At 69.4% G+C, this 23255-nt stretch carries 21 protein-coding genes and 1 pseudogene; 8 read left to right on the forward strand and 14 right to left on the reverse strand.

Annotated elements, in window-relative coordinates:
- Positions 1 to 9 precede the first annotated feature (9 nt).
- The 3 genes from MEBOL_RS25670 (at position 10) to hemH (ending at position 2533) form a co-directional block, all read left to right on the forward strand.
- Positions 10 to 999 (forward strand): TerC family protein, encoded by a 990-nt coding sequence (locus MEBOL_RS25670; protein WP_095979930.1) that lies wholly within the window; start codon positions 10 to 12, stop codon positions 997 to 999.
- Between the two features lie 64 nt (positions 1000 to 1063).
- Positions 1064 to 1447 carry a Co2+/Mg2+ efflux protein ApaG gene (gene apaG / locus MEBOL_RS25675; protein ID WP_095983003.1) on the forward strand — a complete coding sequence of 128 codons (384 nt, stop codon included), beginning with the start codon at positions 1064 to 1066 and terminating at the stop codon, positions 1445 to 1447.
- A 6-nt stretch (positions 1448 to 1453) separates the two neighbouring features.
- On the forward strand, positions 1454 to 2533 hold the full coding sequence (gene hemH, locus MEBOL_RS25680; RefSeq protein ID WP_095979931.1) for a ferrochelatase: 1080 nt from the start codon (positions 1454 to 1456) through the stop codon (positions 2531 to 2533).
- On the opposite strand, the gene MEBOL_RS25685 is transcribed toward hemH, so the two are convergent.
- Both MEBOL_RS25685 and MEBOL_RS25690 read right to left on the reverse strand, forming a co-directional pair.
- The gene (locus MEBOL_RS25685) at positions 2478 to 3527 is read right to left on the reverse strand and encodes a hypothetical protein (RefSeq protein WP_095979932.1); all 1050 of its coding nucleotides are present in this window, start codon (positions 3525 to 3527) and stop codon (positions 2478 to 2480) included. The two genes, hemH and MEBOL_RS25685, sit on opposite strands and share 56 nt — an antisense overlap.
- A 103-nt stretch (positions 3528 to 3630) precedes the next feature.
- A complete protein-coding gene (locus MEBOL_RS25690; RefSeq protein ID WP_095983005.1) occupies positions 3631 to 4602 on the reverse strand; it encodes an L-threonylcarbamoyladenylate synthase in 972 nt (323 codons plus the stop codon).
- A 35-nt stretch (positions 4603 to 4637) separates the two neighbouring features.
- On the opposite strand from MEBOL_RS25690, the gene MEBOL_RS25695 reads away from it, so the two are divergent.
- Complete coding sequence (locus MEBOL_RS25695; protein WP_095983004.1) at positions 4638 to 6047, forward strand: TIGR01777 family oxidoreductase; 1410 nt, start codon at positions 4638 to 4640, stop codon at positions 6045 to 6047.
- On the opposite strand, the gene MEBOL_RS25700 is transcribed toward MEBOL_RS25695, so the two are convergent.
- The 6 genes and pseudogenes from MEBOL_RS25700 to MEBOL_RS25720 all read right to left on the reverse strand — a co-directional run bounded on the left by MEBOL_RS25700 (position 6001) and on the right by MEBOL_RS25720 (position 11514).
- Positions 6001 to 6849 carry a sulfite exporter TauE/SafE family protein gene (locus MEBOL_RS25700; protein WP_095979933.1) on the reverse strand — a complete coding sequence of 283 codons (849 nt, stop codon included), beginning with the start codon at positions 6847 to 6849 and terminating at the stop codon, positions 6001 to 6003. The two genes, MEBOL_RS25695 and MEBOL_RS25700, sit on opposite strands and share 47 nt — an antisense overlap.
- Before the next feature lie 5 nt (positions 6850 to 6854).
- Positions 6855 to 7154, reverse strand: a complete 300-nt coding sequence (locus tag MEBOL_RS43155) for a rhodanese-like domain-containing protein (protein WP_281256684.1) — start codon at positions 7152 to 7154, stop codon at positions 6855 to 6857.
- A 9-nt stretch (positions 7155 to 7163) separates the two neighbouring features.
- Positions 7164 to 7850, reverse strand: a pseudogene (locus MEBOL_RS25705) (MBL fold metallo-hydrolase); the annotation flags it as partial.
- Between the two features lie 101 nt (positions 7851 to 7951).
- Positions 7952 to 9280 (reverse strand): sigma-54 interaction domain-containing protein, encoded by a 1329-nt coding sequence (locus MEBOL_RS25710; protein WP_095979935.1) that lies wholly within the window; start codon positions 9278 to 9280, stop codon positions 7952 to 7954.
- 13 nt (positions 9281 to 9293) lie between these two features.
- Positions 9294 to 10571, reverse strand: a complete 1278-nt coding sequence (locus tag MEBOL_RS25715) for an NAD(P)/FAD-dependent oxidoreductase (RefSeq protein ID WP_095979936.1) — start codon at positions 10569 to 10571, stop codon at positions 9294 to 9296.
- A gap of 394 nt (positions 10572 to 10965) precedes the next feature.
- Positions 10966 to 11514 (reverse strand): GNAT family N-acetyltransferase, encoded by a 549-nt coding sequence (locus MEBOL_RS25720; protein ID WP_245918845.1) that lies wholly within the window; start codon positions 11512 to 11514, stop codon positions 10966 to 10968.
- Positions 11515 to 11593: 79 nt separating this feature from the next.
- Between MEBOL_RS25720 and MEBOL_RS25725 the strand changes: the two genes are divergently transcribed.
- Positions 11594 to 12763, forward strand: coding sequence for a polysaccharide lyase family 7 protein (locus MEBOL_RS25725; protein WP_095983007.1), 1170 nt, complete (start codon positions 11594 to 11596; stop codon positions 12761 to 12763).
- 42 nt (positions 12764 to 12805) lie between these two features.
- Here the strand turns inward: MEBOL_RS25725 and MEBOL_RS25730 are convergent, their stop codons facing one another.
- Both MEBOL_RS25730 and MEBOL_RS25735 read right to left on the reverse strand, forming a co-directional pair.
- Positions 12806 to 13813 carry a hypothetical protein gene (locus MEBOL_RS25730; RefSeq protein WP_095979937.1) on the reverse strand — a complete coding sequence of 336 codons (1008 nt, stop codon included), beginning with the start codon at positions 13811 to 13813 and terminating at the stop codon, positions 12806 to 12808.
- Between the two features lie 8 nt (positions 13814 to 13821).
- A complete protein-coding gene (locus tag MEBOL_RS25735; RefSeq protein ID WP_245918847.1) occupies positions 13822 to 14574 on the reverse strand; it encodes a pesticin C-terminus-like muramidase in 753 nt (250 codons plus the stop codon).
- 370 nt (positions 14575 to 14944) lie between these two features.
- Here MEBOL_RS25735 and MEBOL_RS25740 point away from each other — a divergent pair, with 370 nt between their 5' ends.
- A complete protein-coding gene (locus MEBOL_RS25740) occupies positions 14945 to 17035 on the forward strand; it encodes a prolyl oligopeptidase family serine peptidase (RefSeq protein WP_095979939.1) in 2091 nt (696 codons plus the stop codon).
- A gap of 139 nt (positions 17036 to 17174) precedes the next feature.
- Entirely contained in the window at positions 17175 to 17759 is a 585-nt protein-coding gene (locus MEBOL_RS25745) for a hypothetical protein (RefSeq protein WP_095979940.1), read from the forward strand.
- Positions 17760 to 17818: 59 nt separating this feature from the next.
- Here the strand turns inward: MEBOL_RS25745 and MEBOL_RS25750 are convergent, their stop codons facing one another.
- Positions 17819 to 19015 carry an MFS transporter gene (locus MEBOL_RS25750; protein WP_095979941.1) on the reverse strand — a complete coding sequence of 399 codons (1197 nt, stop codon included), beginning with the start codon at positions 19013 to 19015 and terminating at the stop codon, positions 17819 to 17821.
- Between the two features lie 74 nt (positions 19016 to 19089).
- On the opposite strand from MEBOL_RS25750, the gene MEBOL_RS25755 reads away from it, so the two are divergent.
- Positions 19090 to 19641, forward strand: a complete 552-nt coding sequence (locus MEBOL_RS25755; RefSeq protein ID WP_095979942.1) for an AAA family ATPase — start codon at positions 19090 to 19092, stop codon at positions 19639 to 19641.
- 45 nt (positions 19642 to 19686) lie between these two features.
- Here MEBOL_RS25755 and MEBOL_RS25760 read toward each other — a convergent pair whose 3' ends face one another.
- Genes MEBOL_RS25760 through MEBOL_RS25770 form a run of 3 tightly spaced genes read right to left on the reverse strand, consistent with a single transcriptional unit; the run spans position 19687 to position 23088 of the window.
- On the reverse strand, positions 19687 to 21966 hold the full coding sequence (locus MEBOL_RS25760) for a xanthine dehydrogenase family protein molybdopterin-binding subunit (protein WP_179956294.1): 2280 nt from the start codon (positions 21964 to 21966) through the stop codon (positions 19687 to 19689).
- Positions 21959 to 22420, reverse strand: a complete 462-nt coding sequence (locus tag MEBOL_RS25765) for a (2Fe-2S)-binding protein (protein ID WP_095979943.1) — start codon at positions 22418 to 22420, stop codon at positions 21959 to 21961. Before MEBOL_RS25765 ends, MEBOL_RS25760 begins: the two co-directional genes overlap by 8 nt.
- A complete protein-coding gene (locus MEBOL_RS25770; protein WP_095979944.1) occupies positions 22417 to 23088 on the reverse strand; it encodes an Isoquinoline 1-oxidoreductase subunit in 672 nt (223 codons plus the stop codon). Before MEBOL_RS25770 ends, MEBOL_RS25765 begins: the two co-directional genes overlap by 4 nt.
- Positions 23089 to 23255 lie beyond the last annotated feature (167 nt).

Genomic DNA, 23255 nt, shown 5'->3' on the forward strand with positions numbered 1-23255 from the left:
AAGAAACGCTTGAACACACACGTCGCGCTCTGGGTGGGCTTCAACCTCTTCGTGCTGGCCATGCTGGCCATGGACCTGGGCCTGTTCCACCGCAAGGAGCACGCGGTGACGCCCCGGGAGGCGGCCACGTGGACGGGGGTGTGGATCTCCATCAGCCTGCTGTTCTGTGGCGCCCTGCGCTACACGGGCTACTGGACCCAGGAGCAGTCGCTGCAGTGGGTGACGGCCTACGTGGTCGAGTACGCGCTCTCGGTCGACAACCTGTTCGTCTTCCTGATGGTGTTCGGCTTCTTCCGGGTGCCGGCCGAGGTGCAGCACCGGGTGCTCTTCTGGGGCATCCTCGGCGCGTTCGTCATGCGCGCGGCCCTCATCGTCACCGGCGCGGCGCTGGTGAGCCGCTTCCACTGGCTCATCTACCTCTTTGGCGCCTTCCTCGTCTTCACGGCGGTGAAGATGGCCTTCGCCAAGGATGGGGAGGAGGCGGAGCCCGAGCAGTCGGTGGTGGTGAAGGTGGCCCGGCGCCTGCTGCCGGTGGCCCGCCAGGATGAGGGCAGCCGGTTCTTCGTCCTGGAGGACGGCCAGCGCAAGGTGACGCCCCTGTTCCTGGTGCTGCTGGTGGTGGAGGCGACGGATCTGCTCTTCGCCCTGGACTCCATCCCGGCGGTGCTCGGCATCAGCCAGGATCCGTTCATCGTCTATACATCCAACGTGTGCGCCATCCTCGGGCTGCGCTCGCTCTTCTTCGTGGTGGCCAGCCTCATGGAGAAGTTCCACCTGCTCAAGGTGGGTCTGGGCATCATCCTTGGCTTCGTGGGCCTGAAGATGCTCATCACCTTCTTCGACATCCACATCCCCATCGGGTTGTCCCTGGGCATCATTGGCGGGGTGCTGGTGGCGTGCATCCTGGCCTCGCTCATCTGGCCCAAGCTGGCCGAGGAGACGCTCCCCGGGGCGGCCGAGGCTCCGCCGAAGCAGGACCGGGAAGGCACTCCTTCCTAGCCTCCAGGCGGGGACTGGCGTGTTTGGCTTGCGTCCGGGCGGCGAGCGAGCCAATGGTGCGGACATGTCCTCCGTCATCACCGAAGGCATCCGCGTCTCCGTGAAGCCCGCCTACTGGCCGGAGCGGAGCGCCCCGGACTCCCACCAGTACGCCTTCATGTACACGGTGGAAATCACCAACGTGGGCCAGGAGCCGGCGCAGCTGCGCAGCCGCCATTGGCTCATCACCGACGCCACCGGCAAGGTGGAAGAGGTGCGCGGCGAGGGCGTCGTGGGCAAACAGCCCCGCCTGGGGCCCGGCGAGCGCTTCGAGTACACGAGCTGGGCGCAGCTGCGCACGGCCTTCGGCTCCATGCGCGGCTCCTACACGCTGGAGCGTCCCGATGGCCGCCAGTTCGAGGCGCGCATCGGGGAGTTCGCCCTCACCCAGCCCCACTCCCTGCACTGAGCCACCATGTCCCCCAAGGGCCTGCTCCTGGTCAATCTGGGCACGCCGGACGCCCCCGAGACGGGCGCCGTGCGCCGCTACCTGCGCGAATTCCTCAGCGACAGGCGTGTGCTGGACATCCATCCCGTGGGGGCCTGGCTGCTGCTCAACGCCGTCATCCTGCCCTTCCGCTCCCCCAAGAGCGCGCATGCCTACCGCGCGGTGTGGACCGAGCAGGGCTCGCCGTTGATGGTGCACTCGCGCGCCCTGACGGCCGGGGTGGCCCGCCAGCTCGAGGGGGAGTACGTGGTGGAGTTGGCCATGCGCTATGGCAACCCCTCCCTGCCGGACGCGGTGGCGAGGCTGCGCGCGCGGGGGGTGTCGGACTTCACCGTGCTGCCGCTCTACCCGCAGGAGGCCCCGTCCTCCTCGGGCTCGTCGCTCGCGCGCACCTATGAGGTGCTGGGCTCGAGCTGGGACGTGCCCAACGTGCGCGCGGTGCCGGCCTTCCACGACCATCCCGGCTTCCTGGATGCCTTCGCCGAGGTGGCGCGGCCCGTCATCTCCGAGGCCCGGGCGGACTACGTCCTCTTCAGCTTCCATGGCGTGCCCGAGCGGCACGTGCGCAAGACGGACACCTCGGGCTCGCACTGCCTCGCCTCGGCCGGGTGCTGTGACGCCCTCACGGACGCCAATCGCCATTGCTACCGGGCCCAATGCTACGCCACGGCGCGGGGGCTCGCCGCGCGGCTGGGCCTCGCTCCCGAGGGCTGGAGCGTGTCCTTCCAGTCCCGTCTGGGCCGCACGCCCTGGGTGAGCCCCTACACGGACTTCGTGCTGCCGGAACTCGCCGCCAAGGGAGTCAAACGCCTGGCGGTGATGTGCCCCTCCTTCGTCGCCGATTGTCTGGAGACGGTGGAGGAGATCGGCATCCGCGCGAAGGAGCAGTTCCTCGCGAGCGGGGGCGAGTCCTTGACGCTCGTCCCCTCGCTCAACGGCCACCCCTCCTGGGTGGACACCGTGGTGCGGCTGGTGCGCGAGTCCTCCCCGGCTATTTCTTCGCCAGCCGCTGCAACAGCTCCGGAGGCACGGGCTCCACGGGGGTGAGGCGCACGGTGCGCTCGCCCGCGGCCGCGCCGGGCAGGGTGAGGCCGCCCGTGGTGCTCGTGGCGAGGGTGGCCTCCCAGGAGCGCCAGTGTCCCGCCTTCACGAGGAACTCGCCTCGGCCCTTCACCCGCACCTCGGCGGACGCGGGCTTCCCGACGACCCGGGCCGCCACGGCCTTTCGCGTCTTGGCGGTGGCGCCCTTCTTTCCCTTGGCGGGGGGGGGCTCCTCGTGGCCGTGATCGTGCTCCTCGCCTTCGTCCTCGTCCCCGGCGGCGGCTCCAGGGCCGCGCAGCAGGCCGGAGACGGTCTGTGACAAGTCATACTCGATCGTCGCCACCTGCTCGCCCTGGTCGCCGGGCGTGAGCGTGACGAGCTTCACCTCGTTCTTCTGGCGCGAGTCCTGCTGCGAGAAGCCGGGCACGGCGGTCGTGTCCGCCAGGTTCGTCGCCAGCTTCCAGAGCGCGCCCGGGCCCACGGGATCCTTCGGCAGCTCCAGCACCAGCACCGCCAGGTTGCGCAGCTGACCGGAGAGCCCGTCCAGCACGAAGCCGCGCTCACTCATGGTGCCTTGATCCTCCTCGCCCGCCCCCTGTGGGATGACGTGGAAGGTGGGCTCGCCGGACTCGCTCTTGCTCAGCAGGAAGAAGAGCTTCTGCTCACTCGGGGTGGCCGGAGCCGGCGCGGCGGCGGGTGCCTTCTTCTTCTTGCCGCGGGCGGAGGCCGGCTCGGGCTCCGGCGCGGGCGCGGACGTCGGGGTGGAGGTGGTGGTGAGCAGGAAGGCGGTGGGGGCGCCCAGGTTCCAGCGCAGTACCACCTTGGAGGGATCCGGCGCGGGCTCGGGAGCGGCGGGCCTCGGGGCGGGCTCCGGAGCCGGGGCCTGGGGGGTGGCGGCGCCGGGAGGACGCGGAATGGGCTCCATCCCGCCGACGGGTTCTTCCTGGCAGGCGGAGGTCAGACAGAGGGCGGCGAGCAGGCCGACGAGGCGCCGGTTCACGGGCGGTAGCTCCTGGTGTGGATGCGACGGGCTCCAAGGGCGGAGCGTCCACTACTCTACGGTAGCGCGTGCCTGGCCAGAAGCGGATGACCGGGAGGGCGTGTCAGGTCTCCGGAGGACGGGGCGCGGCGGCGCGCGCGAGCCTGTCCCGCACGGCGATGCCCAGGCCCTCGGCGCGGGGCAGGCACGCCACCAGGACGTCATGGCCCCGCGCGTCCGCCTCGCGCAGGCGCGTATAGAGGACGCGCGCCGCGCCGGAGGGCTCCTCCGGGACGTCGTAACGCGGGACGTCGGAGGGCAGGCGCAGGCCGGGCGGTCCCAACACCCCCACGCGCTGTCCCTGGGCCCGCAGGGCCTCCACGCGCGAGGCCACTTCCCCGGGTTCGCTCAGGACGACTCCCGCCCGGGGCGCGTAGTGCGAGGCGAGGCTGCCCGAGACGCGCACCGAGGACGAGGTGCGCACTGGCACGGGACGTCCGAGGACGCGCTCCACCTCCTCCACCGCCAGGCCTCCGGGCCGCAGCACCGCGGGCTCTCCCTGGCTCAGGTCGACGATGGTGGACTCCACGCCCACCGTGCACGGGCCGCCCTCGAGGACGAGGTCCACGTCCGCTCCCAGGTCCGCCCGCACATGCTCGGCGGTGGTGGGGCTCACCCGGCCGAACCGGTTGGCGCTCGGCGCGGCCACTCCGCCCCCGAGCGCGTCCAGCACCGCCCGGGCCACGGGGTGTTGGGGCACGCGCAGGGCCACCGTGTCCTGGCCTCCTGTCACGGCGTCCGTGGCACGCGGGGAGCGCGGCAGCACGAGCGTGAGGGGCCCGGGCCAGAAGGCCTCCGCGAGTCGTTGGGCCTCCTCGGGCACGTGACGGGCCCAGGAGGCGAGTTCCCCGGCGTTCGCCACATGGACGATGAGGGGGTGGGTCGCGGGGCGGCCCTTGATGGCGAAGACGCGGCGCACGGCCAGCTCGTCCTCCGCGTTGGCCGCCAGGCCGTAAACCGTTTCCGTTGGCAAGGCGATGACTCCGCCGCGCCGCAGCAATTCCACTGCCCGTGTGAGGAGGTCCGAGGTAAGCATGCCCGTGGGGTGCAATGTGGCCTTCGGAGGGGACGATGGGCAAGTCGCGGGTGTTCGAGGCGCGCAGCCAGCTGTCCGTCAGCGCGGAGGAGCTCTTCGCCTGGCATGACCGCGAGGGGGCCTTCCAACGCCTGGCGCCTCCCTGGGAGCCCGTCGAGGTGGTGGACCACCAGGGCGAGGGCATCCACGAGGGCGCGCGCGTGGTGGTGCGCATGCGTCTGGGTCCCCTGTCCCCGACCTGGACGGCGAGGCACACCCGCTATGTGCCCGGTTCGCTCTTCCAGGACGTGCAGGAGTCGGGGCCCTTTTCCCGGTGGATCCACACCCACCGCATGTGGAACGAGGCCTCGGGCGGCTCCGTGCTGGAGGACGAGGTGGAGTACGTCCTGCCGGTGGGGCCGCTCGGACAGGCGGTGGGGGGCGGTTACGCGCGGCACCGGCTGGAGCGGATGTTCGCCTACCGCCACGCGGTGACGCGCGAGGATTCACGCCGCCACGCGGCCTTCGCCGGACAGCCCCGGTTGACGGTGGCGGTGAGCGGCACGTCGGGCCTGGTGGGCGGCGCGCTCGTGCCCTTTCTCACCACGGGGGGCCATCGGGTGCGGCGGCTGGTGCGAGGCCAACCCGAGGCGGGGGACATCGCCTGGGCACCGGGACAGGGGGAGATGGACGTGGCCGCGTTGGAGGGACTGGACGCGGTGGTGCACCTGGCGGGCGAGCCCATCGCCGATGGCCGGTGGACGCCCGAGCGCAAGGAGCGCATCCGCCGCAGCCGGGTCGATGGCACCCGGGCGCTCTGCGAATCCCTCGCGCGTCTGGCGCGTCCGCCGCGCGTCCTGGTGTGCGCGTCGGCCGTGGGCTTCTACGGCAACCGGGGAGAGGACGTGCTCACCGAGGCCAGCTCGCCCGGGCAGGGATTCCTGGCCGATGTCACGCGCGAGTGGGAAGCGGCCACGGCTCCGGCGGAGCGCGCGGGCATCCGCGTGGTGCACTTGCGTCTCGGGGTGGTGTTGAGCGCGCGCGGAGGCGCCCTGGCCAAGATGCTGCCCGCCTTCCAGGCCGGGGTGGGAGGCCGCATCGGAGAGGGGCGGCAGTGGATGAGCTGGGTGTGCCTGGAGGATGTCCTCGGGCTCATCTACTTCGCCCTGTTCACCCCCGAGCTGCGGGGCGCCGTCAACGCCGTGTCGCCCCAGCCCGTGCGTCAGGAGGAGTTCGCCCGGACGCTGGGCCGGGTGCTCTCCCGTCCCGCGCTGTTGCCCCTGCCGGCCGCGGCGGTGCATGCGCTCTTCGGGGAGATGGGCGAGGCGACGCTGCTCGCGTGTGCCCGCGCCCAGCCGGAGGTGGCGCTCCGCCAGGGCTTCTCCTTCTTCCACCCGTCGCTGGAGGAGACGCTGCGCTTCACCCTCGGAAAGACGACCGAGGGCGTTCGCTTCCGCCACGCGTGAGGTCTGGCCTGGCGTGGGACTCGCTCGGGTGCACCGGCGCCAGCACGTGGCGGTTCTGGTAGAGAATCAAGCCGCCCATCACCACGAGCAATCCCGCGAAGGCGCGCTGGAGGGCCGCCTGCGAGACAGCGCGCGAGAGCCGGGTGCCGCCGAGAATCCCGACGATGGCCAGGGCCGTGAAGGCGGAGAGACCTCCCCACGGCACGTCCACATGGCCCAGATGGCCCGCGAAGCCCACGAAGGAATTGAGCGAGATGACGAGCAGGCTCGTGCCCACGGCCCGCTTCATCGGCAGGCCGACCCGCAACACGAGCGCCGGGACGATGAGGAAGCCGCCCCCCACGCCCACCAGTCCCGTCAAGGTGCCCACGCCGAGCGCGGACGCGGCGATGAGGGGAAAGGCGGCCCGATGGGGCTCGGGCGCGGGGGCCCCCGCGAGGGCGCCTCTTCGGGTGTTGCGCGACATGAAGACCGCGGCCACCAGCATCACCGTGGAGAAGAGCACCAGCTGCGCGGCCCCCGAGAGGAAGACGGACAGGCGCGCGCCCGCGAAGCTTCCGCCCATGGCCATGCCTCCGAAGACGAGCGCCGCGCGCGGCTGGAGGTTGCCCTCGCGCCAATGGCCGAGGGCACCAACGAGGCTCGTGGCGCCCACGATCGCCAGGCCCATGGCGATGGCCTGCTTGGGCTCGAAGCCCAGCACGTAGACGAGGATCGGCACGGTGATGATGGAGCCGCCTCCTCCGAGCAACCCCAGGGACAACCCGATGAGCACGGCGAGCGGAAAGCCGAGAAGGGACATGCGGTTCAGCGGGCCGTCCCGGTGGAGTCCCCGCGCACCGCGAGCATTCCCCCCTGGAGGTTGTAGAGACGGAGGAAGCCGCGCTCGGCCAGCGCCCTCGCCGCCCTGGCGGAGCGCTTCCCCGAGCGGCAGATGAGCAACAGCGGTGCCTCGCGGGCCCAGGAGGCACAGGCGCTCTCGAGTGTTTCCAACGGGACGAGCTCCGCCCGGGGCAGGTGGCCCAGGGGGCCGTGGAACTCCTCCGGCTCGCGCACGTCGATGTGCCGTACCTCGGCCCCCAGCGCGTCGATGCGCTCGGGAGGCACGTCCAGCGCGGACGGGAGCGCGCGTCCGCAGGCGCGGTTGGCGGGCACCGCCACGTCCATCTTCCGGGGCGGAGGCAGTTGGAGGTTCTCCATGAGGTGGATGAACTCCTCGCGGCTCTTCCCGGCGAGGCGCGGGTTGTGCCGCTTCTCCTCGCCAATGGTCGTCTCCGTGCGGCCCTGGTAGTCGTGAGCGGGGTAGACGAGCGTGTCGTCGGGCAGGGCGAAGAGCACCTGGGTGATGGAGTCGTGGAGCTGGCCCGCGTTCCCGTTCTGGAAGTCCGTCCGCCCGTTGGCGCGCACGAGCAGCGTGTCGCCCGTGAACACCCGATCCGTCATCAGGTAGCTCACGCTGTCATCCGTGTGCCCGGGCGTGGCGAGCACCCGCAGCGTCAAGCCACCCGCGTGCACCTCGTCTCCGTGCTTCACCTGGCGGCTGACGCACACGGCCCCACGCTCGCTGGCCACGACCTGACAACCGGTGCGATCGCGCAGCACGCCCGCGGCGGTGATGTGGTCCGCGTGCACGTGCGTCTCCAACACGTGGGTGAGGACGAGCCCCAACTCGTGCACGCACGCGAGATCCCGCTCCACCTGCTCGAGCACGGGATCGATGAGCACGGCCTGCCGCGTGGCCGGGTCACCCAGGAGATAGGTGTAGGTCGAGGACTCGGGATCGATGAGCTGGCGGAAGAGCATTTCCCCGAGGACAGTGCGAGCGCCGTGCCAGGGCCGTCGCCTCGGGGCGGGCCGCCCGGCGTCTCCCTCGGAAACGTTTCATGAAACGCCTGGAAACAGGCCTACCGCACGGGCTCGTCCCCCAGGGCCCGGAGCCGACGCCACAAGGTGACGCGGCTGATGCCTAGCAGGCGGGCGGCCTGGGTGCGGTTGCCTCCCGCCTGTTCCAGCACGGCCCGGAGGGTGGCTGGATCCAGCTCCTCCGCCGGGGGCCTGTCGACGGGGAGGGGCGCGGGCCTCGCGGTGCGGGTGGCGAGGGACGGAGGACGGGACTCGGAGAACTCGGGGGGCAGATCGGCCTCGTGCAGCACGGGACCCTCGCCGATGACGAAGGCGTACTCCATCACGTTGCGCAGCTCGCGCACATTGCCCGGCCAGTCATGGTGCTGCAGCAGCCGTTGGGCACCCGGGGAGATGCGCTCCACGTGACGCGAGCCCTGGCGCTCCAGCTGGCCGAGGAAGCGCCGGGCCAGGGGGAGGATGTCGCCGCGCCGCTCGCGCAAGGAGGGCAGGAAGAGCGGCACCACGCGCAGCCGGTACATCAGGTCCGCGCGGAAGCGGCCCTCCTCCACCTCGCGGCGCAGCGCCCGGTGGGTGGCGGCGACGATGCGCACGTCCACCGGCACCGACGCGCGCCCGCCCACGGGAATGACGGTGCGCGTCTCGAGCACCCGCAGCAGCTTGCCCTGGAGCTCCAGCGGAATCTCCCCCACCTCGTCGAGGAAGAGCGTCCCCCCGTCCGCGAGCCGGAAGTGGCCCGGGCTGTCGCGCACCGCGCCGGTGAAGGCGCCGCGCACGTGGCCGAACAGTTCGCTCTCCAACAGGCTGGGCGGCAGCGCGGCACAGTTGATGGCGCGGAAGGGCCCCTTGCGTCGCGGGGAGATGGCGTGCAGGGCGTTGGCCACCAGCTCCTTGCCCGTGCCGGACTCGCCGCGCACCAGCACGCTCGACTCGGTGCGCGCCACCTTCTCCACGAGGCGGAAAAGGTGCTTCATCCCGGGCTCGCGCGTCCACATGCCGTGGAACGTCTCCGCGGCGTCCCCCTCGGAAGAGGAGCCCTCGGGTTCGTCGCCGAGCAACACCACCCATCCCCGTCGCTGCCTTCCCTCTCCCAGGGCCACGGCGCGCACGCGCATTCCGGTGCCACCGCCAGCCGGTGTGGCCTCGAGCGCGCGCCCTTGGAGCAGCAGCGCCTCGATTCCCTCGGGGCCCTCGGAGATGCCCAGCACTTCCGTGAGCGGCCTTCCCGGTTGGAACGAGGCACCGAGCCGTGTCGGGGCCTCGGGGGTGGCGGCGGTCACGCGCCGCCAGGCATCGACGAGCAGCAGGGGGCCCGCCAGGGTTTCCAGGGCGGCGAGTTCGAGGGAGGGCAGGGGAGGCGAGAGGGTCATGAGCGAGGGTCGCTCAGGCCCGGCCACGCAGCATCAACTCCCAGTAGAGCCGCGGCAAGCCGTACTTCTTGAGCAGCCACATGTCGCGCCGCTCCTGGATGCTGTCGATGAGCGGGAAGGTGGGGGTGGGCTTGCCCTCGTAGCCGAACTCGGCGAGCAGCAGCTTGCCGTAGCCGGTGGTGAGGGGGCAGGACGCATAGCCATCGTACGTCGCGGTGGGCTCGCGGCCCGCCATGACGGCGAGCAGGTTCTTCACCAGCACGGGGGCCTGCTTGCGGATGGCGGCGCCCGTGCGCGAGGTCGGCAGATCCGAGGCATCTCCCAAGGCGAACACCTCCGGATGGTCCGGGTGCCGCAGGGTGTACTTGTCCGCCTTGACCCAACCCCGGGAGGGCCCGTCGCGCCAGGCCAGCGGACTGTTCTGGATGAAGTCCGGCGCGCTCTGGGGCGGGCACACGTGGAGGATGTCGTAGGGAAGGACGATCTGCTCGGAGGCTCCGTCCGCCAGGGCGCGCACGAAGACGGCCTCGTTCTTCTCCCCGCGCACCTCTACCAGGTTGTGCTGGAAGCGCGTGTCGATGCCGTAGCGCTTCACCACCTGCTCCAGCACCGCGGCGTACTCCTTCACGCCGAAGATGGCCTTGCCCGCGGACGCGAAGACGACGTGCGCCGAGTCCTGGAGGCCTCGCTTCCGGAAGTGGTCCGCCGCCAGGTACATGATCTTCTGCGGCGCGCCCGCGCACTTCACCGGCGTGGCCGGATGGGTGAAGAGGGCGGTGCCCCCCTGGAAGGCACGGATCATCTCCCACGTCTTGGGCGCGTAGCGCACGTCGTAGTTGCTGGAGACATTGGGCCGGGACTCCAGCGCCTCGCGCAGGCCACGCACCTTGTCCCAATCGAGCTGGATGCCGGGCGCCACCACGAGGAAGTCGTAGCCCAGCGTCTGACCTCCCCGCGTGCTCACCGTCCGAGCGACCGGGTCCACCTCCTGGGCCCAGTCCTGGATCCACTTCACCCCCTTGGGGATGTAGCGGGCCTCGTCGCGCACGGTGTCCTCGACGCGCGCCGCGCCGGCCCCCACCAGCGTCCAGAGGGGCTGGTAGTAGTGGTGGGCGCTGGGCTCGATGATGGCCACGTCCTTCTGTCCGGCGCGGGCCAGGCGGGCGGCCACGCAGATGCCCGCCGTGCCTCCGCCGATGATGAGGACCCGATGCCGTCCGGTGCTGGGTATCCGGGCGAGCATCGCCCCCTTCCCCTCGACGCCGCCGTGCTCGCTCACCGTTTCACTCATGTCACTCTCCCTTCGCGTGAACAGCCCTGGGTGGGCCGGAATCCGAGCCCAGGCCTTGTGCAGCGCGCGTGCCAACCCGGAGGAGCGGAGGGCTCCGAGGAGCCTGGGGGGAGCGGGTGTTTCAGAGAGGTGTTTCACGGTGTTTCACCCTCCGGTGACAGGGGCATCCCCCGGCGTTGTGAGGGAGGCAGTCTTGTCGATGCCACGCAGTCACCCGCCACAGCACTTCAAGACGGTGGCCGTGCCTCAACTGCTGGCGCTGGGCAGCACGCTGGCGGGCATCCTCTCCGACTGGCTGGCGAAGTCCTGAGCTTCGCCCCGGTGTCCGGGGATTCGAGTCAACGGCAGGGAACGGAGGGGGGGCCGGGGCGGGGGAGGCGGGCCATTCCCGGGCTCACGGGGCGAGTGGCCGCCCGAGGAAGATCGTGCCCGCCAGCGGCGTGTCGTAGTAGGGCGGGATCGGCACGAACCCCGCCTCCCGGTAGAGCGTGAGGGCCGCGACCATGGTGGGCAAGGTGTCGAGCCGCATCTCGCGATAACCGATCCGCGTCGCCTCCCGGATGATGGCGTTCACCAGCGCCTTGCCGAGACCCAGTCCACGTGCACGGGGTGAGACGTAGAGCCTCTTCATCTCGCAACAACCGTCGAAGCTCATCGGCCTGAGCCCAACGCACCCCAACGGCTCTCCCCGAAGGTCGCGCGCGAGAAGGAGTTCACCGGCGGGTGCCGCGTACTTGCCCGGCATGGCCGCCAGCTCCGCCGCGAAGTCCTGAAAGGACAGATCGATTCCGAGTGAGGACGCGTAGGCCTCGAACAACCGCGTCGTGGCCGCGAGATCGACGGCCGATCTGACGGGTCTGATGTGGAAGGAAGCATCAGGCATGGGCTCACTATGGCTCGGCGCGAACCTCTCCGCGATCCATGGGGTATCCAGCTTATCCATGGAAAGCCGTTTACCTCCTTCTTGGCCTCGGTTATCGTTATCACTGCTCGAAAGACTTTGATTCACGATGGGAGACAAGATGCTCAAGAGTTCCGCGCATCAAAAAGCGTCAAGCCGTACCAGCGGGTTCATCACCTCCATGCTCGTCGCCGCGGCATCACTGGGATCGATGTCCGCAGCCGCGCAAACCAGGTTGACCATCCCAGATGCCAACATCAGCGCCAGCGGCAGCGACATCAACCTGCCGGTCAATGCGAACGACGGTTCGCTGAGCACGCGCTGGTCGGCCGATGCGAGCGGTGGCGCGCAATGGCTGCAATACAACCTGGGGGGCTGCTACAAGATCGCGTGCGCCAATCTGGCCTGGTACAACGGCGATTCGCGCAAATACAACCTCACGCTCCAGACCTCGAACGACGGCCGCACCTGGTCCGACGTGTTCAACGGCACGAACAGCGGCACGACGGCGATGCTGAAGCCCTATGCCTTCGGCGACAAGTCGGCCCGGTACGTGCGGCTGCAAAGCACGGGCAGCAATGTCAATAACTGGGTCAGCCTGTCGGAAATGGAAATCTGGACCAACGGCACGGGCAATTGCTCCTCCTACGCGCTCGATCCGAAGAAGTCACCGGGTGAGAATTTCGACTTGTCCGGTTACAAGCTGCAAACCTTGGACGGAGCACTCCAGTTCAAGCAGGTCTCTCCGATCAACACCTATACCGACAAGTATTTCTATACCGACTCATCGACCGGCGCGATGACCTTCTACGTGCCGTCTGGCGCGGGTTCGACCACCAACTCCCACTATCCGCGCTCGGAGCTGCGGACCAACGCCACCTGGCGGATGGGCGGTACGCGTACGCTGGCCGTGTCGATGAAGGTGTTGCAGCAACCGGCGACCAAGCAGATCATCATCGGCCAGATCCATGGCGAACAGTCGGGTGGCTCGGAGTTGTTGAAACTGCGCTGGACCAACGGCGACATCCTGATGGGCGTCAAAACGAACTTCGGTGATAGCGAGCAGAGAATCCTGATCAAGAGCGGCGTCGCGATCGGGGAGAACATCGATTACGTCATCAAGCTGGCCGGCTCCACCGTCACGGTCACCGTCAATGGCACGTCGAAGTCGTTCACCTACAACACCGCGTCGTGGAGCAACGTCGATCTGTACTTCAAGCTCGGTGCCTACTCTCAGGATTCCTCGGCGGATGGCACGTACGCCAAGGTCGCGGTGACCGCGCTGAAGTGACGCGCCCCGTACCCTTCGGGAGGTTCGCCGGGTAGGGCGCGCTCACCGGCTCAGCGGAAGCCGGAACAGGCGTCCCTGCTCGGTGCCAACGAACAGGGCGGGCGGCGAGGTCGAGGCCGCCAGGGAGACGGCCTTCGCACCGTCGGGCAGTGACAGTCTCGGCGTGCGCTCGCGTGTGAGGACATCCATGCCGACGAGGGCTCCCGCGTCGAGCCACCACAGGTGTTGGTTGTCCACCCAGGCGGCGGGAGTCGGATGGGAGGCGAGTTCGAACTCGGTACCGCTCTCTCCATCGCAGACGGTGAGCGCCCCCGTGGACCGCAGGACCCATGCGATGTAGCGGCCGTCGGCGGAGAACCGCACGGGCTCCGAGGGCGTCAGCCGATGCTGCTTCGCCTGTTGGGAGCAATGCCAAGCACCGACGGTCGTGGGCGGACCGCGGCCATCCCATTCCATCACGTGGCCGTCATGCATGTACCGCAAGGTGCTGGGCCGGATTCCAGGTAGGAACAGCTCCTCCTCGACCTTCAGCCAATCCGGAACCGACTTGCCACGCCGCGTGCCGTCCGCGTTGTACGCCCCGCTGGAGCCGCCGAACCATCCGCCTCCCTGGGCCCAGGCGCCTCCCGTGAACTCCACATCCGTCATGGGGATGGGGGCACCGGCGGTCCGGAAGATGATGAAGGAAGAATCCCGTTCGAGCGGCAGGAAGACAAAGCCAGCCGACCCCTCCGGACTCAGTTCGAGGGTCCAGAGGCCATTGCGCGGAGTGCCCTTCGCGCTCCACACGGGCGCTCCGTCCGGCAGGTGCACCACGCGATAGTCGAAGGCGTCCTCGGAGAGCGCCCACCGGGTGAAGAGCAGGCTCCCGTCCGCCGAGACCCGGAGCTGATCCAGGCGTTTGTCTCGAAGCTCGAGCAGCGCGGGGACTTCGAGCGGCTCGGGCGAGCCGGGCGTGGAGGCCGCCAGCACCTCCACTCCGGGGCCATGCCGGCACTGAGGGAGCAGCGTCCCGGCGAGCAGCAGCGCGGACAGGAACGAGACTCTCACGTGGAGGCTTACTGAGCCGGAGTCGTTGCGCGCTCGGCCAGCGCATCCGCCAGGAAGTCCCTGCGCCGCTCGAAGCGGTCACGCGGAACGCCCCAGTCGTTGATCATCCTGTCCTCGTCGGCGAGGAGATCATGGAGCCCCTGGAGATCATTGGCGACGACGAGCGGCTGGACGTCCCGGCGGGTGAGGGGCGTGTAATCCCCCCGGTAGCGCAGGTCCACGATGGCATCCTGGATCGCGGGGTCCAGGTTCTCCCAGTCCACGTTGCCGTAGGCTTCGATCTGGGAGGGACCGTTGGAGATGCGCCTGACATCCGTCACGTACTCTTCATACACCGTGGAGAACAACGCCTGCTGCGCCTCGGGGGTGATCTCGAGCCCATCCAGCCCCCTGACGAACTCGGCGGCTTCGTCGCCTTCCAGGCCCGCTCCCTGGGCCAGGCGCTCGGCATCCGCCTGGGGGACGCCCGCGGCGGTCAGATCGGCGAGGACTTCATCCGTCGTCCGCTCCTTCATGTCATAGCCGCGGCCGATGGTGACCCCGGAGGCACCTCCCGGCCAGTGGGCCTCGCGGCTGAAGTAGCGCCCTCGATCCTCCAATCCCTCCGCGTCGAACGTCAGCTGACCCTGGGACACCGTGAAGGGGTCGTTCGCGGTCGGCTGGAAGGTCTGAGGCGTGGGATTGAGCGGGGTGGGCTGGAGGAGCTCCGGCATCGACGAGAAGGCCTTGGCCGCATCGAAGCTGCTCTGATTGAAATTCATTCTGTCCACGGGCGTGGATTGGAGGAGGGCGGGCGTCGACGAGACGGCCTTGGCCCCATCGAAACGGCTCTGATCGAAGTTCACCAAGGGCTTGGTGGAGGCGCTGCTCGGGGTGGTTGCCTCCGCAGCCTTGTTTCCGCTCGAACTGGGCGAGGGCTCCGCGCTTTGAGTCTTGTTGTACGAATTGACCGAACTCTGGCTGGAGCCGGAAGACGAGCCTCGAACGGAATCAACGCCCATGGGTGACCTTGGAGCAAGAGAGAGGAATGGGGGCGACTTTACAATGCGTGTGGGGTGGTGTCGACCCCAGGGCTGAGTGGCCGTCCCTGGATGCTCCTGGGTATGACGCGCGTCGGCGTAGGATTCCCTGATGGGGAACTTGAACCGGGCTCTGGAATTTCCCACGACGCGGCGCGATCCGGAGAGCGGCTACACGCTGCACGGCAGGTGGTTTGACGATCCTTACGCCTGGCTGGAACGGCTCGACGCGGCGGAGACCCAGGCGTGGATCGCGGCGCAGGAAGCCGTCACGCACGCGGTGCTGCGCGCGGTGCCGGGACGCGATGCGCTGCGGGCATCGGTCGCTCGCTCAGCGCGCCATGCACGGCTCTCGCCGCCAATTCCCGCCGGGCCGCGCGGACGCGAGTTCCTTTGGTGGGCGGATGCCAGCGACGACAAGCTCAAGTTCATGCTCCGGCGCGGCCAGGGCGCGCCGCTCGAGACGATGATCGATCCCAACACTTGGGCGAGCGACGAGGCACTGGTCTTCGCCGTGCCGTCACCCGATGGTGCGCTGGTCGCGTTCGGGAAGGCCGTGGGAGGGACCCATGCCGCGGTGATCCACGTGCTCGATGTCGAGACCGGGCGGCTGCTTCCCGACCGGCCCCGGGGTACGGGCCACTCGTCGCTGGCCTGGAGACCCGACGCGTCGGGGTTTTTCTATGCGGCATGTCCCGAACCGGGGGAGGTGCCCGCGGGCGACGAGGCGCACTGGAACGCCATCTACGAGCACCGGCTTGGGTCGGGCGTGCCGGCCCGCCGGATCTTCGGCGACGACCAGGTGAAGGAGTACTGGTGTTCCGTCAAGGTCAGCGAGTGCCGCCGCTTCGCCGTGCTCTCCAAGTGGGATTATGTGCACGCCAACGTCGTCTATCTGCTTCGCCTCGCCGATGACGCGTTCGTGCCGGTGGCTCCCACCATGCGGTCGCTCAACCAGGTGCAAGTCATTGGCGACTCGCTGCTCATCCAGACCGACCTCGATGCGCCGCGCGGTCGTCTCTGCGTCGCGTCTCTGACGGCGCCGACGGAGTGGCGGACGCTCATTCACGAAAACGAGGACACGCTGCAGACGGTCGCCGGCATCGGCGGTCGGCTCTACGCCGTCTACTCGCATGCGGCGTCGCATCGCGTGCGCATCCACGCCGAAGATGGCACCTATCTTCGCGACCTCGTGCTGCCAGCCCTCGGCTCGGTGAATCGCAACGAGGGGGAGGGCATCGTCAGCGGCATCAGCGGCGCCTGGAGTGGCGACGAGGTATGGGTGAATTTCATGTCATACGTGCAGCCGCCCTCGGTCTATCGGTATGACTACGCGACGGATCGCCTGTCGCCATACCATGTGCCCGACGTGGGGCTCGACGCGTCCGAGTATGTGACGGACCAGGTCTGGTACGAATCGCCCGATGGTACGCGGGTCTCGATGTTCATCACCCACCGGAAGGATGTGCCTCGCGATGGGCGTCAGGCCGTGCGGCTGAGCGGCTACGGTGGCTTCAACATCTCGGTGGAGCCTCGCTTCTCGGCGCTCCACGCCGCCTGGCTGAAACTGGGCGGCGTGCTCGCCTTCGCCAACGTGCGAGGTGGCGGCGAATACGGCCGTGCCTGGCACGAGGCGGCATGCAAGACGCGGCGGCAGAACGCCTTCGACGACTACATCGCGGCGGCGCGTTGGCTCGTCTCGGCGGGCTACACGACGCCCTCCAAGCTCGTCTCGCGCGGCAACAGCAACGGCGGCCTGCTCGTTGCTGTCACCGCCATGCAAGCGCCCGAGTCTTTTGGAGCCGTCTACTGCCGCGCGCCCACGCTCGACATGCTGCGCTTTCCGAATTTCGGCCACCTGAGCTCGGCGACCGTCGAGTACGGCTCGCCCGAGGACCCCGTCGAGGGCGCGTATCTCGCTGGCTACTCGCCCTATCACAATGTCCGAGCCGATCGGCGCTATCCCGTGATGGCCTTCGTGTCGGCGTTGAACGACCAGGTCGCGCCGCCGTACGATCCGCTCAAGATGGTCGCCAAGCTCCAGGCGGAAGGCACGCGGGGCGGACCCTATTTCCTGCTGCCGCTCCGGGACTCGGGACACGGCGGCGGCACCACGCTGACGGCGCTCGTCGAACAAGACGTCGACGAGCTGAGCTTCTACTGCTGGGCGCTAAGCCTCGGTCTGGCTGAGCCTACGGGGTGAACGGCCGCTCGGTTGGTTGACTGCACACAATCAGTCGGTGACGTGTGGGCGGGAGTGGCCCCAGTGTCGAGGGGTGCCTAGTTCTGAGGGGGACGACTGCGCGAGAGGGCAAGGCACGGCAGTCCACCGGGGAGGCACCATGAGGCGTTGGATGAGGGTGGGCTGCGTGGTGTTGAGCGCGAGCGCGGTGGCGTGTGGAAGTCAGATGGTGCGGGCGCCAGCTCCCACGGGGGCCGACGAGGTCCCCGACGTCGCGACGAGCTCTGGCGGGGGCGGTGCGGCGACCGTGGACACGGGACGGTTTCCCTCTGAGGTGGAAGGGGACGCGGGTGCTGGAGCGAAGCACGAGTTGTACGCGCAGGTGGCCCGGGAGCTGAAGGTGAAGCGCGGACAGCCCATGGGCCCGGAGGAAGGCGTGGGCGGCTCGGGTCTCTCGGCGGAGGAGAAGCGGGTGTGCACCGAGGCGTTGAACTCCCGCGAACGCGTCACGGTGGTCTCCGGTGTCATCAGCTTCCGGTCGACGGGGCTGGTGGTGCTCGATGTCCGGGGCAAGGGGCCGGTGAAGTTGCGCACGAATGAGACAACCTGTGGGGTGCAAGCCGGCAAGGCGCTGTCGCCCGAGTCCATGAGCGAGGGCACCGAAGCGCGCGTGGCCTACGTGGAGGATGCGGAGGGCGCCACGGCGCGGGTGATTCGCGCGGAGCCCATGCGTCCCATTCGCTAGCCACTCCGTGAACCGCTGCTCCCTCGTCTGGGGGCGGGGCGTGGGTTGAGTGGCATCCCTCACTGCGCTGTCTGGTCCCCTGGGCTCCGCTCCCGCGGCCGCGCGTGCCACGCCAGGGCGCCGAACGTCCCCGCCAGCGCGCTCAACAATCCTCCCGCCGCCAGGAACGCGCCTCCCAGTCCCACCGCTCCAATCAGAGGCTGCGCGAGCAGCGGCGAGACGAACTGTCCCAGGAAGAGGCTTGTCGTCAGTAGGCCCATCACCCGGCCCCGCGCGGCCTCCGGCGCCACCTCGCCCGCCCAGTTGGCCATGTTGGGTGTCAGCAGCCCCTGGCCCAGCCCCGACACCGCCAGCCCCCCCACCACCGCCGCGTACGACTGCGACAATCCCACCAGCACATAGCCCAGCGCCATGCACGCGAAGAGCACCGCCATGATGCTCCGGTACCCGAGAAGCTGTCGCACCCGCGCGTAGCGCAGCGACACGGCCGACCCCACCACCGTGGACACGCCCACCGCCAGCCCCGCCAGCGCCGAGGACTGCACTCCCAGCCGCCTCAGCAGGAAGGGCAACTGCACCGGAATCAGGTAGAAGATCATCATGCCCAGCATCGCCAGGCCGTAGACCTGCCACAGGGTGTTCCACGGCAGGGCCATACGCCCCGCGCCGCCAGCCCCCGCACCGCGCTTCACCTCGGGCTCTGGCAGGAAGAACAGGATGAGCGGGAGGAGCAAGAACGCGTAGAGGTAGACGGCGAACGGCGCCCGCCAGTGGATGTCGGCCAGCAGGCCCCCACCCAGCATGAAGACGAAGCCGCCCACCCCCATGAAGGCCGCCTGGCGCCCCAGCACCACGCCCCGCTCGGGACCCGCGTAGTAGTCGGCGATGAGCGCCGCCGCCGTTGTCATCAGCCCTCCCACCGCCAGGCCCAGCAGCGCCCGGCACACCAGGATGAGCGGCAGCGACGTGAGCACCCCCGGCAGCGAGCCCGCTACGCCGTACAGCACCACCGCCGCCACCAGCAGGCGCTTGCGTCCGAAGCGGTCGATGAGCACCCCCACCAACGGCGCCCCCATCGCGGTGAACAGCGCCGGCAGCGACACCACCAGTCTCACCCAGAGGTCAATCCCTGGCACCCACTCGAATGCCATGCGCAGCCTCGGCAGCGAGGGCGAGATGGCCGCGCTCGCCATGATCGTCATCATGCTGACGAGCAACAGGGTGAGCAGACGCAAGGTGGGGTGAGGGGGGCGCATCCCCGATTTCTAGCCCGACTCATTCCCCCGACTCCAGATACCCTCTGTCGCGTCGAGGAGGGATGGGGGCACGTATGCGCATCGCAGTGACCGGCACACATCGTGTGGGGAAGTCGACGCTCATCGAAGCGCTTGGGGAACGACTCGCGGAGTATCGGGTCGTCGACGAGCCGTACCACCTGCTCGAAGAGGACGGTTACGAGTTCGCTTCTCCTCCGTGCTTGGAAGACTTTCTCGAACAGCTGCGTCACTCGATGGAGTTGCTCGAGGACGGGGAGGGCGCGCGAAACGTTCTGTTCGATCGCTGCCCCCTCGATTTTCTTGGATACCTCCTGACTCACGAGGAATCCGATTCGTTCGACCTGGAGGAGTGGCTTGCCCGGGTTTGTTCCTCCATTCGGACCCTGGACCTCGTCGTCTTCGTGCCCATCGAGGAGCGCGATCGCATCCAGCTACCCGCACACGAAGATCCCGAGCGAAGAGCGGAGGTGGACGAGAAGCTCGCCTGGTTGCTGCTCGACGACCCGTTCGAGTTGGGAGTGGAAGTGCTCTCCGTCCACGGGTCGAGGAGCGAGCGGGTCACCCAGGTCCTCGAGCGCGTTGGGCGAGGAGCGCGCCGTCGATGAGCCTCTGGCACCGGAGGAGGCGATCCCCCGGTGACAGTGGCCGGCTCAGACGCGGACGGAGTGGACGAGCGGCAGTTCGCGCACGCGGGTACCCGTGAGCGCGAAGACGGCGTTGGCGAGCGCGGGGGCGACGGGCGGTACGCCGGGCTCGCCGACCCCACAGGGCGGGCCCTCGCTGGGAACCACCTCGACGTGGATGCGGCGGGGCACCTCGGCCAGACGCGCCAGGCGGTAGTCGCGGAAGTTGCCCTGCTCGGTGGCGCCGCCCTTCATGGTGATGGCGCCATAGAGGCCCAGGCTCAGGCCGAACACCACGGCGCCCTCCATCTGCGCGCGCACCCGCTCATGGTTGATGATGGTGCCCGCGTCCGCGACGATCCACGCCTCGTCCACGCGGATGCGCTCGTCCGCGTCCTTCACCACCGACACCACCACCGCCACGTAGGCGAGGAAGCTGCGGTGCGCGGCGAGTCCCAGGGCTCGGCCCTCCTGCTTTCGGGTGTCCCAGCGGGACAGGGCCGTCACGCGCTCGATGACGTGGTGCATGCGCGCGGTGTCGATCGGGTGCTGCTCGAGCGGCTGGCCGTAGTTGCGCACCGTCTCCACGCCCAGCTCCTTGGGCGTCACGATGCGCGGCGGGCCGATGACCTCCAGGAGTGTGGCCTTGGGGTCCGTCCCGCGCGCATGGGCGATCTCGTCGATGAAGCTCTGCACGGCGAACGCGTGGTAGATGTTGGCCACCGAGCGCATCCAGCCGATGCGGGTGTGTGCGCGCGCCTCGCAGTTCTCCATGCGGACGTTGGGGATGGAGAGCGGCAGGTCGACGATGCCCTGGTTCAGCTCGCTGTCGCCCGCGTACGTGGCGCCCGTGAAGATGGAGCCGATGGGCGGGAAGGCGATGCGCTGATGCCAGGCCGAGAGCTTGCCCTTGTCGTCGAGCACGGCCGTGAGCCGCTGGGCGCTCGTCGAGTGGTAGTAGTCGTGGCGCACGTCGTCCTCGCGCGTCCACTGCACGCGCACGGGAGCGCCCACGGCGCGGGACACCAGGGCGGCCTCCGCCACGTAGTCCGGCTTCGACTTGCGGCCAAAGCCTCCGCCGAGCAGCGTCACGTGGACGGTGACCTGGCTCTCGTCGACGCCGAGCGCGCGGGCGACCTCGGTGCGAGCGGCCTGGGGATTCTGGGTGCAGGCCCAGACCTCGCACCTGTTGCCCTCGAAGCGAGCCACCGCCGCGGGGGGCTCCATGGGGGCATGGGCCAGGTGGGGCGAGTGGTAGTCAGCCGTGAGGCGGCGCTGAGCGGTGGCGAGCACCGTATGGGTGTCACCCGCCTCGCGCACGACCTTGCCCTCGGTGTCGAGGACGCGCGTGAGCTCCTGCTTATACGCCTCCGAGTCGTAGACGGCGTTGTCGCCATGCTCCCAGGTGATGTCGAGCGCCGCGCTGCCCTTCATCGCGGCCCAGGTGTTCGTCGCCACGACGGCGATGCCCCCGAGCGGCTGGAAGGCGAAGGGCAGCTTGGGCGCGGGCAGCTCCACCACGTGTTTGACGCCCGGCACGGCGAGCGCGCGCGTCGCGTCGTGGCGCGCGACCCTGCCTCCGGCGACGGGCGGACGCTGGATGATGGCGGTGAGCATGCCGGGCAGCACGATGTCCGCGCCGAACTGGGCTCGCCCGGTGACGATGTCCGGCCCGTCCAGCAGCGGCAGCTCCTTGCCCAGGTGGCGCAGCTCGGAGCGGGGCCTCAGCGTGACGTTCTTGCGCTCGGGGACCTTCAGCTTCGCGGCGTCATTGGCCAGCTCTCCGAAGCCGAGCGTGCGCTGGCTGCCCTTGTGGAACACGGCGTGGTCGCGCGCCTCGCACGTGCTCGCGGGCACGCCCCAGCGCCTGGCCGCCACGGCGACGAGCATGGTGCGCGCGGTGGCGCCCACGTACCGCAGCTCGTCGAAGATCTTGCGCACGCTGCTCGAGCCGTCCGTGTTCTGGTCGCCGTAGGCCTTGTCGCCATCGCCCTGGACGATCTTCACCCGGGCCATGTCGGCGCCGAGCTCGTCCGCGATGAGCACGGGCAGGGAGCTGCGCACGCCCTGGCCCATCTCCGAGCGGTGGTTCACCATCGTCACGAGCCCATCCGGCGCGATGTGCACGTAGACGTTGGGCCGGAAGCCCTTGTCGGGCAGGGGCGGGAAGGCCGTGGGCATGGCGGCGCTCGCGCTCGTGGGCGTCAGCTCGAGCGCGAGGCCCGCGGCGACCAGTCCGAGTCCTTCCAGGAAGGATCGGCGCGACAGGCGGATGGGGTTCTCCTCGACGGGGGTCGTCTCACTCACAGGGCACCCCCGCGGCCTTCTTGATGGCGCAGCGGATGCGCGTGTAGGTGCCGCAGCGGCAGAGGTTGCCACTCATCGATTGGTCGATCTCCGTGTCGCTGGGCTGGGGCTTCTTCGCGAGCAGGGCCGCGGCGGTCATGATCTGCCCGGCCTGGCAGAAGCCGCACTGGGGCACGGCGAGCTCCACCCAGGCCTTCTGCAGGGGGTGGGAGCCGTCGGGGGAAAGCCCCTCGATCGTGGTGACGTTTCGGCCCTCGGCGCGGCTCACGGGGGTGACGCACGCGCGCACGGCTTCCCCGTCGAGGTGCACGACGCACGCGCCGCACAGCGCCTGGCCGCAGCCGTACTTGGTGCCCGTCAAGCCGAGCACATCGCGGATGGCCCAGAGCAGCGGCATCTCCGGGTCGACGTCGAGCTCGCGCTCGGTTCCGTTCAACTTCAAATGGATGCTCATGGCCGTGCCTCCTCGGTCGGGCACTCGGCGCCGTCCTGTACCCAGGCGGCGATCAGTGCTCCGAATTGTTCTTGCGTGCCGGGCGCGGGAACCCGGTCCCAACCCGGCGCCCATCCCCACGCGACGAGTTCATCATGCGCGGAGTGCTCGATGATCTGCTCCAGGCTCTTGTCTCCGTTGCGCTTGCGGTCCTTGAGTTGCTCGCACAGCGCGTGCGGTGTGAGCCCCACCCACGCCATGGAGCGCGGCGCGAGGTGCCACTTGGGTGCTCCCGGCACGCGCGCGTGCGCGAGGTTCTTGTCCTGGTGGCAGGAGGTGCACTCGAGGCCGGGCACGCCCTGGTCGGCGGCGCCCCGGAAGACGGGTGGATCATGCGGCTGTCCCAGCTCTCCCTGCGCGGGCGAGTCCCCCGCGGGGTGGCAGTTGGTGCAGCGCGGGTGGAGCATCACGCGGCTCGCTTCCAGGAAGAGGGCGCGGGAGCGTTCGGGACGCGAGGTGATGCGCGTGAACATGTCCGGGGTGCGCAACTGCTGGGCGGGCACGGGTGGCAGGAGTTCGGTGCTGGCCGGGGTGACGTTCCCTCGGCCCGCGCACGCCAGCGCGAGCACGGTGCACAACGCACCCGCTCCCGCCAGCGTGGCGGCGATTATTTCCGGGCGACGACTCATGAAGCGGACCTCTCGACTGGGTGGTGGGGGAACCCGGAGGACCGGGTCGTTCAGGGGGAGGGTGCCGCGTAGGATAACGCCCTCGTGCGTCCTGGCGGAGCGCAATCGACCCACCCCTGTTCCAGGAGGATTTTTCGGACCCTGGACGCGGGCCACGGGGTGGTACT

This window comes from Melittangium boletus DSM 14713, from assembly GCF_002305855.1.
Classification (GTDB): domain Bacteria; phylum Myxococcota; class Myxococcia; order Myxococcales; family Myxococcaceae; genus Cystobacter; species Cystobacter boletus.